This window comes from Lachnospiraceae bacterium KGMB03038 (genome assembly GCA_007361935.1).
Lineage (GTDB): Bacteria > Bacillota > Clostridia > Lachnospirales > Lachnospiraceae > Massilistercora.
In genome coordinates, this window is the sequence record CP041667.1 from 502,481 (window position 1) to 516,178 (window position 13,698).

The following is a 13,698-nucleotide window of genomic DNA, read 5'->3' on the forward strand; positions in this document are numbered from 1 at the left end:
CAGTCACAGAAAAGAACTGAAATTATGGAAAGGGAGTGTAAGATATGGAAATGATGCGCGCAAACGTGTATGATAAACCAGGACACTGTGAGATTACCCAGGTTCCGGTGCCGGAGATCGGCCCTCACCAGGTATTGATCAAAGTTATGTCCTGCGGAATATGCAAAGGTGCGGATGTGGCACTGGCAAACGGAGGATTTCTCGCGAAGTTCCCGCTGTTGAACGGCCATGAGTTCGCAGGTTATGTATGCAAGGTGGGTGAACATGTAGATACATTTAAGGTAGGAGACAGAGTGACCGCGGACAATACGGTATTGTGCGGAGACTGCTATTACTGCCGGAAAGACCAGCCCCTTTATTGTGAGAATTTCTATTCTCTTGGCTGTAACGGGCCGGGAGGATTTGCGGAGTATGTGGCAGTAAACGCGGATAAGGTATTTCCGATCAGCGATAAACTGTCCTTTAACGAGGCGATTTTCGCGGAGCCAACAGCCTGCGCGGTCCACTCTATGGACCGTATCCAAGTCCAGTTTGGCGACGATGTGCTGGTTTATGGCTGCGGCCCGACCGGGATCATCATGATTCAGCTTCTTATGCATTCCAACGCGAATCGGGTAGTGGTATGCGGCCCGAGCCAGGACAAGCTGGATATCCTGAAAAAATATGGATGTAAAGAAACAATCCTGATGGATCGCAACGATCCCAGCGTCCATGAAGAGCAGTTAAGGAAGATCGCGCCAAACGGATTCGATATCCTGGTAGATACAACGGCAAACGTAGATGTGATGGAAAGCATGATCAAGTTTGGAAAAATGGGCGCTAAATTTATGATGTTCGCAATGCCGCACGCAGGAGCAAAATGGGCCATCGATCCAGAATACTGGTATCTCCATGAGATCCAGCTTATTCCAACGTGGGCGCAGACCCACTGCTTTGGAAGAGCGCTGGAATATCTGGAGGCAGGAAAAGTACAGGTCAAAGATCTTGTGACCCATGAGATGGATCTGGCAGATTACGACAAAGGAATCGCTTTGGCGGCAAAAGGAGGGCCCGGAACACTGAAGGTCATCCTCCATCCTAATTACGAAGAATAGACAAGAGAAAAGTCATTTGGGTACAGGGTGAAAGTTAATTTGGGACGTAGTATTTTTTAAAAAGGCTACGTCCCCTGTTAAAGTTTAGACAAAGGTGGATATTTCATGAAGGCGGTTGGTATTGACATAGGAACTACAACAATCTGCGGAGTTTTGATGGACGGGGAGACGGGGAAACTTTTGGATTCTCGTACGCTTCCCAATGATACATCGATACAGGCGGACGATGATCGAAGCTGGGAGCATCTCCAGGATCCGGAGCGGATTCTGGGAAAATGCCGGGAGATCTTGAAGAGTTATTTAGACATCTATAGTGATATTGTCAGTGTAGGAGTGACAGGGCAGATGCATGGGATCCTGTATGTGGATCGAAATGGGAAAGCGGTCAGCCCTCTTTATACCTGGCAAGACCGCAGAGGAGATCTGGAATACGATTGCGGCCTGGAGAACGGCGGAAGGGTCACCTATGTGCAGGAGCTTGCCCGGAGAACGGGATATCCTGTAGCCGCCGGATTCGGCCTTGTGACGCATTTCTTTCATGCGCGCAATCAGAGCGTGCCTAAAGAAGCGGTTTCCCTATGTACGATTCCAGACTACATTGCCATGTCTCTGGCAGGGAAAAAACGGCCCCTTATGCATCAGAGTATGGCGGCCAGTTTAGGACTCTATGATCTGGAACATTCCTGTTTTGATAAAGAGGCTCTAAAAAAAGCCGAGATCGAACTGGAATTTCTGCCGGAGGTGACCATAGGAAATCAAGCGGCGGGACGTCTGGCTGAGTTTGACCAGATCCAGGTCAGTGTGGCTTTAGGGGATAATCAGGCCAGTTTCCTTGGGTCTGTAGGTCCAGGAGAGAGGCTGCTCTTAAATGTAGGGACTGGAAGTCAGATTTCTGCCTGTACAGAGCGTTTTGTGAAAACAAAAGAAGCGGAATGCAGGCCATATTTGGGAAAAACATGGCTGATCGCGGGATCTCCTTTGTGCGGCGGATATGCTTATTCTTTATTAAAAAGGTTTGTAGAAGAAATTTTTGCCCTTGATGGGACAAAGCCGGGCCGGTCAGTATATGAGCTGATGAATGGAGAGGCCAGGCAGGTATACGAAGAAAAAGGGCGGGAAGTACAAGTGGATACCCGGTTTAACGGAAGCCGGAGTAATCCATCCCTTACAGGCGGCATTGGGAATCTTACGGAAGAGACCTTCCATTTGGGTTCTTTTGCCCTTGGGACACTGAAAGGAATTTGCGAGGAGTTGTACTGTTTTTACAGGGAGTTTCCAGAAGAAGTAAAGAAATCAGGAACCCTTGTAGGAAGCGGCAACGGGATCCGGCTGAATCCGCTTCTTCAGGAAATATGCTGTGAGCGGTTTGAAATGGGGATGAAGATCCCGCTGTATTCAGAAGAAGCCGGATATGGCACAGCCCTTTTCTCCCTGCTGGCGGCAGGCAGATATAGGGATGTGGAGGAAGTAAAAAGCCTGATCCGCTATGAATAAAGAGGGGGGCGTTGCAAAATAGATGAGTAATCATCTATGGAGCAACGCTCCTTTTTCATATCCAAAAACAGAAAACGGACCCCGAAGAGTCCATAATCCATGGTATAATTAGATATGCCTACTAACCAAAAATACCATAAAAATTATACCGAATTCGGCGAACCTTATCAACTGGTTTTGCCATTAAATTTGGAAGGTTTGGTTCCTGATGATGATTCTGTCCGACTGCTGAGCCACGAATTGGAGGGATTGGATTACAGCTTGCTGTATCAGGCTTACTCTGCCAAAGGCGGAAATCCGGCAGTGGATCCTAAGACCATGTTCAAGATCCTGACCTATGCGTATTCCCAGAACATTTATTCATCCAGAAAAATTGAAACCGCATGCAGACGAGATATCAACTTTATGTGGCTGCTCGCCGGGCAGAAAGCACCTGACCACAGCACGATCGCACGTTTCCGTACCGGATTCCTGGCGGATGCCTGTGAAGATCTCTTCTATCAAATGGTAAAGAGACTGAAAAATGCGGGCGAGCTGTCGAAGGAAACCGTTTTTATTGATGGGACAAAGCTGGAGGCATGCGCAAACAAATATACCTTTGTCTGGAAAAAATCCGTAGGGAAATGGGAAACAAAAATGTTCCAGAAAGTACAGGAAGCCGTAGCTCTTCTGAACCAGGAGTATCTACAGAGTTTTTCTGTAACGGAAGGAACAAGAACACAGGATCTTCAGAAGATCTGTCGGTTTCTGGAACAGAGCTGTAAAGAACAGCATACCGTTTTTGTCCATGGAAGAGGGAAACAGAAAAGCCGGAACCAGAAATATCTGGAACTGTTCCAACGTTTTCTGGAACGGCAGACCATCTACGACTGGCATACAGCCAGCTTCCGGGGACGGAATAATTATTGTAAGACGGATCCGGACGCCACATTCATGCATATGAAGGATGACCATATGCGGAATGCCCAGTTGAAGCCGGGATATAACGTACAGATCGCAGTGGACAGCGAATATATTGTCGCGACAGATATTTTTCAGGATCGGAATGATGTATGGACGCTGGTCCCTTTTTTAAAGAGAATGGAAGAAAAACTGGGATTCCGTTATCCAAGCGTGACGGCAGATTCAGGATATGAAAGTGAAGAAGGATACAGCTATCTGAGAGACCAGAAACAAAAGCCCTATATCAAACCGCAAACGTATGAGAAATGGAAAAAGAGGAGTTTTAAAAAGGATATCAGTAAACGTGAGAACATGGGTTATGATGAAAGGACAGATACCTATACGTGTCATGCCGGGAAGAAACTGCGGCCGATTTTCCTGAAAAAGCAGACAAGTAAAAGTGGCTATGAATCCGAAGTCACCGTCTACGAATGCGAAGATTGTACGGACTGTCCTTATAAAGAGAAATGTACAAAAGCAAAAGGGAACAAACGGCTGTATGTATCCAAAAGCTTTTTGGAGAAACGACAGGAATCCTATGAAAACATCCTGAGCGAAACCGGGCTCCTATACCGGATGAACCGTTCGATCCAGGTGGAGGGAGCATTTGGAGCCCTGAAAAACGACTATGAATTTCAAAGATTTTTACTCCGTGGAAAAACCAAAGTAAAACTGGAGATTCTTTTATTGAGTATGGGCTATAATCTCAACAAACTTCACGCTAAAATACAAAATGACCGAACCGGAAACCATCTGTTTCCAGTGAAGAAATCTGCTTAATCAAACAGAAACTAAGCAGCTTTATTAAAGTATGCTCAAAAACGGAAGTAATCCACAGAACAAAGTGGAATCACTTCCGTTTTCCTTTAAATGGAGCGAGGGTATCGCTCCATCACCTAATTTGATGATTTTGCGACACCCCCTTTTTAGCCCGCGGTATGTTCGGCGGTCTGCGCAAAGCGCGGAATCTTATTGTGATCAGGCGATTACCAGCGGTACGCCCATTTCTTTCGCGATTTCCACATTTTCATGAGAGACTTGGCTGTCAGTTATGATTTTCTTTACTTGATTGATCGGACAGATCACCGACAGGTATCCGCCGCCAAATTTACTGCTGTCCGCCAGTACATAGACTTCCTTTGAAGCCTTTAGGATCGCCCGCTTGACCTGCATCTGCGGAGTGGCGATGGAAGTAAGACCCGCTTCGAAGTTGATTCCGTGAACGCCGATGAAGCCTTTATCCACGTGAAAACTTTCCATATTTTCCAAAGCGGATTCTCCCATGGTTGCGGACAGATGACCGCCTACGTATCCGCCGATCATGTACAGCTCCACGTGCCCGACACCTGCAAGCTCGTTTCCGGTCAGGAGGGAGTTGGTGACGACCGCGATCCGTTTCTCCGGGTGGCTTTTGATATACAGAGCCAGGTAGAAGCTGGTAGACGCGTCATCGATGATGATAGTATCGCCATCGTCGATATATTCGTATGCCCGGCGAGCGATCGCCTCTTTCCGATCCGCATTCCGGAAAATACTTTCTGTACGGTATTTTTTGGCCAGATTGGACTCCAGCCGGACCGCTCCTCCGTGGATTCGTTTTAAAAGGCCCTCATCCTGCATCTCTTTAATATCATTGCGAATGGTAACTTCAGAGCAATTTAGAGACCTGCTCAACTCTGCGACTCGTACCTTTCCTTTTTTTTCCAGCTCCTCTAAAATTGCCTGCCTGCGTTCTTCCATAATCAGCCCCCCTTATGTCTTTATTTAAACTTGTGTGTATGCTATTGCGTCAAGCGTACATGATTCAGCCCGATATGGCGGACCACCATCTGCATGATCGGTACAAATCGGTCGCCAAAGGATTCTTTTGGGATAATAAAAGCCAGATCTCTTCCATAGTAGATGCCGATAGTCTTAGGAGTGGTTACCGTTCGCTGGATTTGATCCCAGCTATATTTTGTGTTTTTCCCGTTTTGGGCTACCACAATCCCGTCTGCCTCAGAGAAAATATACTCCTTCGGATCCTTGTATTCTGGATTGGTCTTCATCTGTTTATTTGCACGGATCTTTAAAAGAATAGGCGTATAGGACAGAAAAGCGACCCCGGCGATCACGTATAGGAGAAAATGTTCAAAATCAACCCTTCCCATGACCTGCATGACGACTCCGATTACGATTACGCCCATGCCAAGCATGTTGACAAGAAAACCGGACGCCTTTGAAAATGTGTGATATAGCAAAAAATCAAATAAATGTTCCTTTGTAAGTTGTACATCCAATTTTTCCATAAGAATCTTCCTCGTTTTGATTTTAAGAAAGTCCTCTAAACATGCTAATGTTATTGTAGCATATCAGAGGACTTTTTTCACTTTTTGATTTTGATTAATCCGCGGCGCTGGGAGCGGCCACACTTGCGTCAACTTTATAGCGGGCCCAGCCTTCCGGCGAGTAGATACCCAGCTGCTTCTTCTGCATCAGCTTGTCAAAGAATGCTGTAATAAACGGGCAGAGGAACAAAGTTACAACAGAGGCTGTCGCGCACTGGGCTGTCGCCATATCTACATACTGAGCCATAGTCGGGTCGGCTTCGCCGACGGCGGCAGGGGTCATGGCGGAATTCAGCGCGGTTGTACCGATGGCCGCGCCCATAGCGTTCCTTTCTTTCTTTGGCAGCAGCAGATTGTTTGTAAAGAAGAAGATCACTGCTGTAGCGGCAGATACCAGACCAAGGATGATGCCGGCGGCGCCTGCTGTAATGATCGTATTGATATCTGTCTTGGCTCCGATGGAGATCGTCATGAAGAAAGTAACGATAGGCTGAGCGGTCGCGCAGGCTTTTCTAAAGCCGGCATCCAGATTACCCCAGATAAAGCCGATCAGCAATGGAACCAGTACCGCGATCAGGGAATCGATTGGGATGGAAGCCAGCCCGGTCGCGCCCAGAGCGATCAGAGTAAAAAACGGCCCGTCATTTAGAGACAGAATGGAGATAGCGCCAGTATCTGTCGCGTTGCCAAACTGGGAGGACAAAGAGATATACAGGGAGCCGTTTGAATTTGTGATAGTAGCGATCCATACAAACGGGGCAATCCCAAGGAAGCCGGCAGGCCCGCATAAGGTGCTGATTAAAAAGCCAATGAGCACGCCAAGGAGAAATTTGGTGGCGGTCAGAGTTACGCCTTTATAGAGAGGCATACCTACCTGCTTGATGTTGATGGCAGAACCGCAGACAATCAGGAAAAATCCCATCATACAAGAATTGCCCTCATAAAACAGCGCGGTCACATATCCGCCGATCTGATAAGCCTGTGGGAAAAAGGTGGCGATCAGGACAGCCAGGACCAGGGGGATGATGACAAGTCCGCCGGGGAGTTTCTTCATTTTATTAAGCAGATCGAGATCTGTGGGTTTCTTAACTTCATTGTTTTGTTCGCTCATTTCTATTTCCTCCAATTTTAGTTTCTTGCCGACTCGCGGAAAAGACGATCCACAATATCACAGGCAGTATTGTCATTTCCGGTCAAGCCGCCTTTCCCCACGATCGGAAGCCCGTCATAGCTTCCTACAAGCCGTCCCACATCTGTCTGGGGAATTACATAATCTACAACTTCAATACATTCTACACCGAGCTGATAACATACATTTACCATAGTGTCGCCGCCGGTGGTATAAAGACCGGCTATTTTTTCACGGCCGCATTGCTCCAAAAGCTGTGAAATAATGGTCCCAAGCCCCGCGTTAATCCGGTTGGCGCTCATGCCGCCCGCATAGTGCCGTTTATTGTCTTCTTCATCCAGATTCAACAGTTCTCCGTGGAGAGCTGTTTCAAATAAAATGGCCCGCGGAGGAACCGAGGAATTCAGAAGGTCTTCCGCTTTATGTACTGCCCGAAAGACTTCATCCAGAGAATCAGCGCCTCCCTCAACCAAAGGGATTGGATCTACACTGATGCGCGCATGACGGGGATCTTGGCACAGAATCTCCATCTGTTTTTTTGTCACTGGCGTCGCGCTGCCAGCGGCGATCAATACTGTTTTACCCGCCTCGTTGGCAGCAGGGGGGATATTATCTGCTTCTTCCTGGATCAGATCCCGGTAATAGGCCAGTTTAGAAGTAAAGGGACCGGGATCTACCGCCAGTACGTTCCACTTTAGTTCAATACATGCCTTAGCGATCTCTTCCACATCTTCCAAGGTGATCGCATCTACAACGATCACTTCACAGCCATTTGCCCTCTGCTCCCGTAACGCATCCCGGATGGCTTCTTCGCCGCCAAGTACCTGGCTTAAAGTGACCAGTCCGATTTTCCGACGGGTCTGTCCGGCAAGCAGACGTGGAACATAATTCTCTGTTACCGGCGTGCGTACGTCGTGGGCAACAGGTGTGTTGATCAAGGCTACTCCATCGATCACAGAATATCCTCCGACCAGGATCCGTCTGGATTGCGGCATGGCTGGAACTACAACGGCAATGCTGCCGCTGGCCAGTTGATCCAGCATCGCATCGATTTCCACACCAACGCCTCCGCGCAAAGTGGTGTCGATCCGTTTGGAAAAATATTGTACGCCCATACGTTTCAGGGCGAGCGTGGCGGAAGATACCTTCTCATAGGCTTCATTTGCGGGAAGCGGACGACTGTTGCTGCTAATGAGGATCGCATCCAGCTGTTCTACGCCTTCTCCTTTTTCCGCGGCTTCCTCGTTAAAAAATACAGCTGTTCTTGCCTTTGACCGGGCCAGGAGCACACCTGTCGTTGTGGCGCCTGTCAGGTCATCGGCTACAGCACCGATCAATGGCATTACTTTTCTCCCCTTTCATGCTGTTTGGCGGCGTATTCGGAAACAACCGCTGTTGATTCGATGAGGCTGATCGGATTCGCGATGCCTTTTCCCGCAATATCAAACGCGGTTCCGTGGTCTACAGAGCTTCGGATGAAAGGAAGGCCAAAAGTCAGAGTAACGGACTTTTCGAAATCCAATGTTTTGCAGGCGATATGTCCCTGATCATGATAAAGAGACAGAATCGCGTCGAATTTACCGGATTTTCCAATGTGAAATACAGAATCTGCCGGGCAGGGTCCGATCGCGTTGATGCCGAGAGCTTTGGCCGCTTCTACCGCGGGGCCGATGTCGGTAAGCTCCTCTGTGCCGAAAAGACCGTTGTCTCCATTGTGGGGATTCAATCCGGCAACGGCGATCAATGGATTTTCAATACCCACCTTGCGCAGTTCTTTGTCGATGTTGACTACATTCTCCAAGATCACATCCTTGGTAGCGTAATGGCAGGCATCGACCAGCGACATGTGGCGGCTGACGAAGAACACTCTCAGCTTATGGCAGGAAAACATAGTCAAGGCGTAAGGAGAATTTGTGGCGTGCTGATAGATCTCTGTGTGTCCGGGTTCTTTTACACCGATAAGCTTAATGGCGCCTTTGTGGATCGGCGAGGTGGATACGGCATCGATCTTTCCGGCCAGTCCAAGCTCAATTGATTTCATGATCCAGTCAATCGCCATCTGTCCGGCAAGTTCCTGGACCTGTCCCCACTGGATTGAATCGGTGTCGTAGGTTCCTGTTTCCAAGATATCGACCACCCCATATTTGAATTCTGCCTCAGAGGGATCGGTGATCTTATGGTATTCCAGATGTTTGCCGAGCACATTAGCGGCTTTTTCCATAATAGCCTCGCTTCCGATTACAAATGGCCGGCAGCATTCATGGATTCCCTGATCCAGCATGGTACCTACAACGATTTCCGGACCGATTCCGGCCGGGTCTCCCATTGTAATCGCGGTAATTGGTTTAAAAGTTTCGCTCATTTTCTCTTTCCTCCCATTTATATTTCGTTTTACTTTTGTTTGTAAATAAATTCTAAAACTTTTTGGTTTCGATTTCAATATAATTTTATAAATTTGGAGGATTTAGATAGATAAAGATAAGATAATTGTGCAGTTTAACAATTAAAAAAGAGAGAGATTTTCGTTTGGTTTCGATTTGATGAAAATAAGAAAGAATTGACGCTTACACTTAGTGTGAAATTTCCTGTACGCTATCGGCTATGTCCCGCAGTACCTTTACCGCCGAGTCTGTCACATAAGTGGAGTAATAAGCGATACCAGGGGCGGAATTTGACATTGCGCGGCTGATTCCGGCAAGCTGCAGCATTTCTGCCTCCTTTTTCCGTGAAATGATTGCGAATCCGCAAAGTAACGATTATAATAAGGATAGCGTCATTATAATATAATTACAATCTGAATGGAAGACGAGGTTAGACAAAGATGAGAATTGGAATTGGAAATGATCATGCGGCAGTGGAAATGAAAAACGAAGTGGCAGAATACCTCCGGGAAAAAGGATATGAGGTTGTCAATTATGGGACAGACACCCATGAAAGCTGTCATTATCCGGTATATGGAGAAAAAGTGGGAAGAGCGGTGGTTTCCGGTGAAGTGGATCTTGGAATCTTGATCTGCGGGACAGGCGTAGGAATCTCTCTGGCGGCCAATAAAGTAAAAGGCGTCAGGGCTGTGGTATGTTCAGAGCCCTATTCCGCGAAACTGTCCAGGCAGCATAATAATACCAATGTGCTTGCCTTTGGAGCAAGGGTGATCGGAATCGAGATGGCGAAGATGATCATTGATGAGTGGCTGAACGCGGAATTCCTGGGAGGACGCCATCAGACCAGAGTGGATATGATCATGGATATTGAGAACCGTTAGGAGTATTCGGACAGGTAAGAATATCCTGAAAGATGAGACGTAATATAAAAAGAACCGGCCATAGCGGGCCGGTTCTTTTGTTTGCCATAGCGGAGCGATCATCAGATCACATAAATTGCTGGATCACATGGAGCACCCCATCCTCATCATTAGACTTGGTCACATAATCCGCCCGTTCTTTTACCAAGGGCTGAGCGTTTGCCATAGCAACGCCAAGGCCTGCTGTTTCGATCATAGTCAGATCATTATAACCGTCTCCGCAGCAGATCATCTGGTCGGCGGTCAAGCCAATGCTGGTAAGGAGACGCAGAAGAGAATGTGCTTTGTCAATCTGAGGAGGCATGATCTCCAGGAAGAAAGGGTCCGAGCAATAGACGGACAGATAGGAACGAAAGTAATCCGTTACTTCTTTCTTTGCGCTGCTGATCATCTCCGGTTCTCCTGTAACAAGAAACTTATTCGGTTTCCTAGGGACTTGTGAGGGAAAATCATCCGCCGTAATGATCGGCATATGGTTGATATAGGATTCCAGCTGGCTGTAAGCATTGGGGCCCGCCGCGGAGATCAGATGGTCTTCTCCATAAGCCAGGATATCAAGGCCAGGATACTTCCTGATAATGTCAAACAAAGGAGCGGCCACATTGTCTGGAAGTACTTTGTTGTAGATCACCTGTCCAAGGCGGCAGTCGATTATACGTCCTCCATTGAAGGAGAGGACATATCCGCCATAGTCCTGGAGGCGGAGCTGATCCGCGAGAGGCAGGACGCCCTGAGTGGGACGCCCGCTGGCCAAGACTACTTTTTTCCCTTGTTTTTGTATATCGATCAGCGCTTCCAAAGTGGGAAGGCTGATCTCTTTTTTTGAATTGGTAAGTGTACCATCTAAATCCAGCGCTAGAATCTGATAGTCCATCTTAACGGTTCCTTTCCTGCCCGCTGCAACAGCTCATACATTTTTTTGATCTATTTATTTTGAAGCGCCTCCACGACAACCGGAAGCTTCATGTATTTGGAGGCTTTTACAAGGACATTGTCCCCTTTTTGAATCAGAGTATCCAAAGAAGAGAGAAAATCTTCCTTGGTTTCAAACCACATTCCTTTCGCGGAAGATCCGGCCTCTGTCACTCCGCGGACCAGATCCTTGGACATAGGCCCGATGCCGCAGACCAGATCGATGCCTTTTTGGGCGGCATAAGCCCCGACCTGATAGTGAAGATCCAGCTCATCGCTGCCAAGTTCTCCCATATCCCCAAGCACAGCTACTTTGCGCCCTTCAGATAAGGCGAGCACATCGATGGCGGCTTTGGTGGAGACAGGATTGGCATTATAGCAGTCGTCCAAGATCGTTAAGGAGTCGGTCTGGATCAGGTGATTCCGTCCGGGAAGAGCAGCGTAGCTTTCAATACCGGCCTTGATCTCCTCAGGAGTAAGACCTAAGGAATATCCGACAGCCGCGCCGGCCAGCGCGTTGGAAACCATATGGGATCCGGGAACGGGGATCACGCAGGTAAAGGAGTCTCCTGAAGGCAGATGGATGGTACATCTGGTCCCTTTCAGCCCAAGAGCCTGAATGTCGGATGCTCGGAACTGGCTGTTTTCCCCTGTTCCAAAGAAAAGGGGAACGCTGCCTTTGACTGGCTCCATCTGGGAGAGCAGGTCGTCATCGCCGTTCAGGATGATGGTTCCTCCGTTTTTCATGTCCTGGATCATCTCTGATTTCTCCTGCAGGATTCCTTCTCTGGTCTTGAAGAATTCCAGATGGGCTACGCCGATATTGGTAATGACACAGATATCCGGGCTGGCTACAGAAGAAAGCCGGCGCATCTCGCCAAAATGATTGACGCCCATTTCCAGGATCGCCACCTCGTGAGAATCGTTCATCTGAAAGATGGTAAGAGGAAGTCCCCATTCGTTGTTAAAATTTCCCAGGGTTTTGTGGACGTTATATTTCTGGGAAGCTACCGCGGCGATCATTTCCTTGGTGCTGGTCTTTCCAACACTTCCGGTAATTCCGACTACTTTTACGTCAAAGGAGTCACGGTACAGCTTGGCAATATCCAAGAGAGCCTGACCGGTAGATTCCACTAAGATATAAGGATAATCCGTATCTCCAAGATCTTCATGGGAGACAACGCACAAAGCGCCCTTAGCGATGGTGTCTGGAATAAACTGGTGGGCATTCACGTTCTCGCCGTCGATGGCGACGAAGAGATCGCCTTTTTCCACTTTCCGGCTGTCGATCACAACATCTGTGACTTCCTCCGAAAGCAGGCGTTCCGGTCCGTGATATGTTCCTCTGCAGGCTTTGGTAATGTTTTCCAAGGTAAGGTTTTTCAATGTTACTTTCTCCTTTCGCACTTCATTAACGATAGCGGACATTCATCGATTCTTCAATGATCAGTTCGCACAATTCTCCGTAATCAATCCCGGCGGCCTTGGCGGCTTTAGGGATCAGACTTGAAGGGGTCATCCCAGGCAGTCCGTTCATCTCCAGACAGTAGAATCTGCCGTCTGATTCGTCTACGATAAAATCAGCGCGGGCATACACGTCCATACGCAGGGCCTGAAACGCTTTTTCTCCTGCCCGGCGCATTTTTTTCTGAGTCTTCTCATCCAGAGATACCGGCGGGCACAGTTCTTGGGCGCCGCCCGCCTGATATTTATTCTCATAGTTAAACACCCCATTTTTGGGAATGATCTCGACCAAAGGAAGAGCTTTGCCGGCAACGATGCTGCAGGCGTACTCACGGCCTTTGATATAAGGCTCGATCACTACTTCGTCCTGCTGGTCTTCCTCAAAAGAACGGCGCACCGCTTCCTTGTACTCGTCTTCTGTGTGGACGATATATACGCCGATGCTGGAACCGCTGGAACAAGGTTTGATCACAAGAGGAAGGTAGTAACCCAGCTCTTCCAGCGGAGTATCTTTGGTTTCTGGAGTCAAAGATGTTCCTCTGGGAGTGGGAACACGGGTCATTTTAAAAATCTGTTTGGCTACCAGTTTATTCATAGACAGAGAGCAGCCAAGAGAATTAGGTCCTGTATAGCGGATGCCAAGGATATCGAAGGTCGCCTGGAGTTTCCCGTTTTCTCCGACAGAACCATGCAGACCCATGAATGTGATATCAGCCATTCGGCACAGCTCTACCACGTTAGGGCCAAGATAACAGTCTGACTGGTCGGGACGGGAGGCCTTGAGAGCTTCCAGATCCGGCGTAGTAGTTTTGATCCCGTCTGCGATCTCAAGTCCGCCTCCCGGCAGATCAAAGACTTTCTCAAGCTCATCGGGAGCGCAGGGATAGCCGAAGAATACGTCCAGAAGAAACGCGCGATGTCCCCGGTCTCTGAGCGTTTTGCAGATCCCGGCTCCTGAGATCAGTGAAACGTCTCTTTCTGGGCTTAATCCCCCAGCTAATACAATAATTTTCATAATTTAAAAATCTCCTCATT

12 protein-coding genes are annotated in these 13,698 nt (G+C 48.1%); 4 read left to right on the top strand and 8 right to left on the bottom strand.

What is annotated here, in order from left to right; all coding sequences use genetic code 11:
* Window positions 1-44: 44 nt before the first annotated feature.
* From FND36_02405 to FND36_02415, 3 genes are all read left to right on the top strand, one after another.
* Window positions 45-1,094, top strand: coding sequence for a zinc-dependent alcohol dehydrogenase family protein (locus FND36_02405; protein ID QDW72995.1), 1,050 nt, complete (start codon window positions 45-47; stop codon window positions 1,092-1,094).
* A gap of 105 nt (window positions 1,095-1,199) precedes the next feature.
* Window positions 1,200-2,588 (top strand): hypothetical protein, encoded by a 1,389-nt coding sequence (locus FND36_02410; protein QDW72996.1) that lies wholly within the window; start codon window positions 1,200-1,202, stop codon window positions 2,586-2,588.
* A 114-nt stretch (window positions 2,589-2,702) separates the two neighbouring features.
* A complete protein-coding gene (locus FND36_02415) occupies window positions 2,703-4,310 on the top strand; it encodes an IS1182 family transposase (protein ID QDW72997.1) in 1,608 nt (535 codons plus the stop codon).
* Between the two features lie 198 nt (window positions 4,311-4,508).
* Here the strand turns inward: FND36_02415 and FND36_02420 are convergent, their stop codons facing one another.
* The 5 genes from FND36_02420 to pdxA form a co-directional block, all read right to left on the bottom strand.
* Window positions 4,509-5,270, bottom strand: coding sequence for a DeoR/GlpR transcriptional regulator (locus tag FND36_02420; protein QDW72998.1), 762 nt, complete (start codon window positions 5,268-5,270; stop codon window positions 4,509-4,511).
* A gap of 41 nt (window positions 5,271-5,311) precedes the next feature.
* Window positions 5,312-5,818 carry a YcxB family protein gene (locus FND36_02425; GenBank protein ID QDW72999.1) on the bottom strand — a complete coding sequence of 169 codons (507 nt, stop codon included), beginning with the start codon at window positions 5,816-5,818 and terminating at the stop codon, window positions 5,312-5,314.
* Window positions 5,819-5,912: 94 nt separating this feature from the next.
* Complete coding sequence (locus tag FND36_02430; GenBank protein QDW73000.1) at window positions 5,913-6,968, bottom strand: 2-keto-3-deoxygluconate permease; 1,056 nt, start codon at window positions 6,966-6,968, stop codon at window positions 5,913-5,915.
* 17 nt (window positions 6,969-6,985) lie between these two features.
* Window positions 6,986-8,329: a four-carbon acid sugar kinase family protein gene (locus FND36_02435; GenBank protein QDW73001.1), complete on the bottom strand. Its 1,344-nt coding sequence runs from the start codon at window positions 8,327-8,329 to the stop codon at window positions 6,986-6,988.
* On the bottom strand, window positions 8,329-9,348 hold the full coding sequence (gene pdxA / locus FND36_02440; GenBank protein ID QDW73002.1) for a 4-hydroxythreonine-4-phosphate dehydrogenase PdxA: 1,020 nt from the start codon (window positions 9,346-9,348) through the stop codon (window positions 8,329-8,331). Before pdxA ends, FND36_02435 begins: the two co-directional genes overlap by 1 nt.
* Window positions 9,349-9,807: 459 nt before the next feature.
* On the opposite strand from pdxA, the gene rpiB reads away from it, so the two are divergent.
* The gene (rpiB, locus tag FND36_02445) at window positions 9,808-10,248 is read left to right on the top strand and encodes a ribose 5-phosphate isomerase B (GenBank protein QDW73003.1); all 441 of its coding nucleotides are present in this window, start codon (window positions 9,808-9,810) and stop codon (window positions 10,246-10,248) included.
* Between the two features lie 106 nt (window positions 10,249-10,354).
* On the opposite strand, the gene FND36_02450 is transcribed toward rpiB, so the two are convergent.
* From FND36_02450 to FND36_02460, 3 genes are read right to left on the bottom strand one after another with little or no spacing between them, the layout of a single operon-like run.
* The gene (locus tag FND36_02450; protein QDW73004.1) at window positions 10,355-11,161 is read right to left on the bottom strand and encodes an HAD family phosphatase; all 807 of its coding nucleotides are present in this window, start codon (window positions 11,159-11,161) and stop codon (window positions 10,355-10,357) included.
* A 50-nt stretch (window positions 11,162-11,211) separates the two neighbouring features.
* Window positions 11,212-12,585, bottom strand: a complete 1,374-nt coding sequence (locus FND36_02455; GenBank protein QDW73005.1) for a UDP-N-acetylmuramoyl-tripeptide--D-alanyl-D-alanine ligase — start codon at window positions 12,583-12,585, stop codon at window positions 11,212-11,214.
* A gap of 25 nt (window positions 12,586-12,610) precedes the next feature.
* The gene (locus FND36_02460; GenBank protein QDW73006.1) at window positions 12,611-13,678 is read right to left on the bottom strand and encodes a D-alanine--D-alanine ligase; all 1,068 of its coding nucleotides are present in this window, start codon (window positions 13,676-13,678) and stop codon (window positions 12,611-12,613) included.
* Window positions 13,679-13,698: the final 20 nt, after the last annotated feature.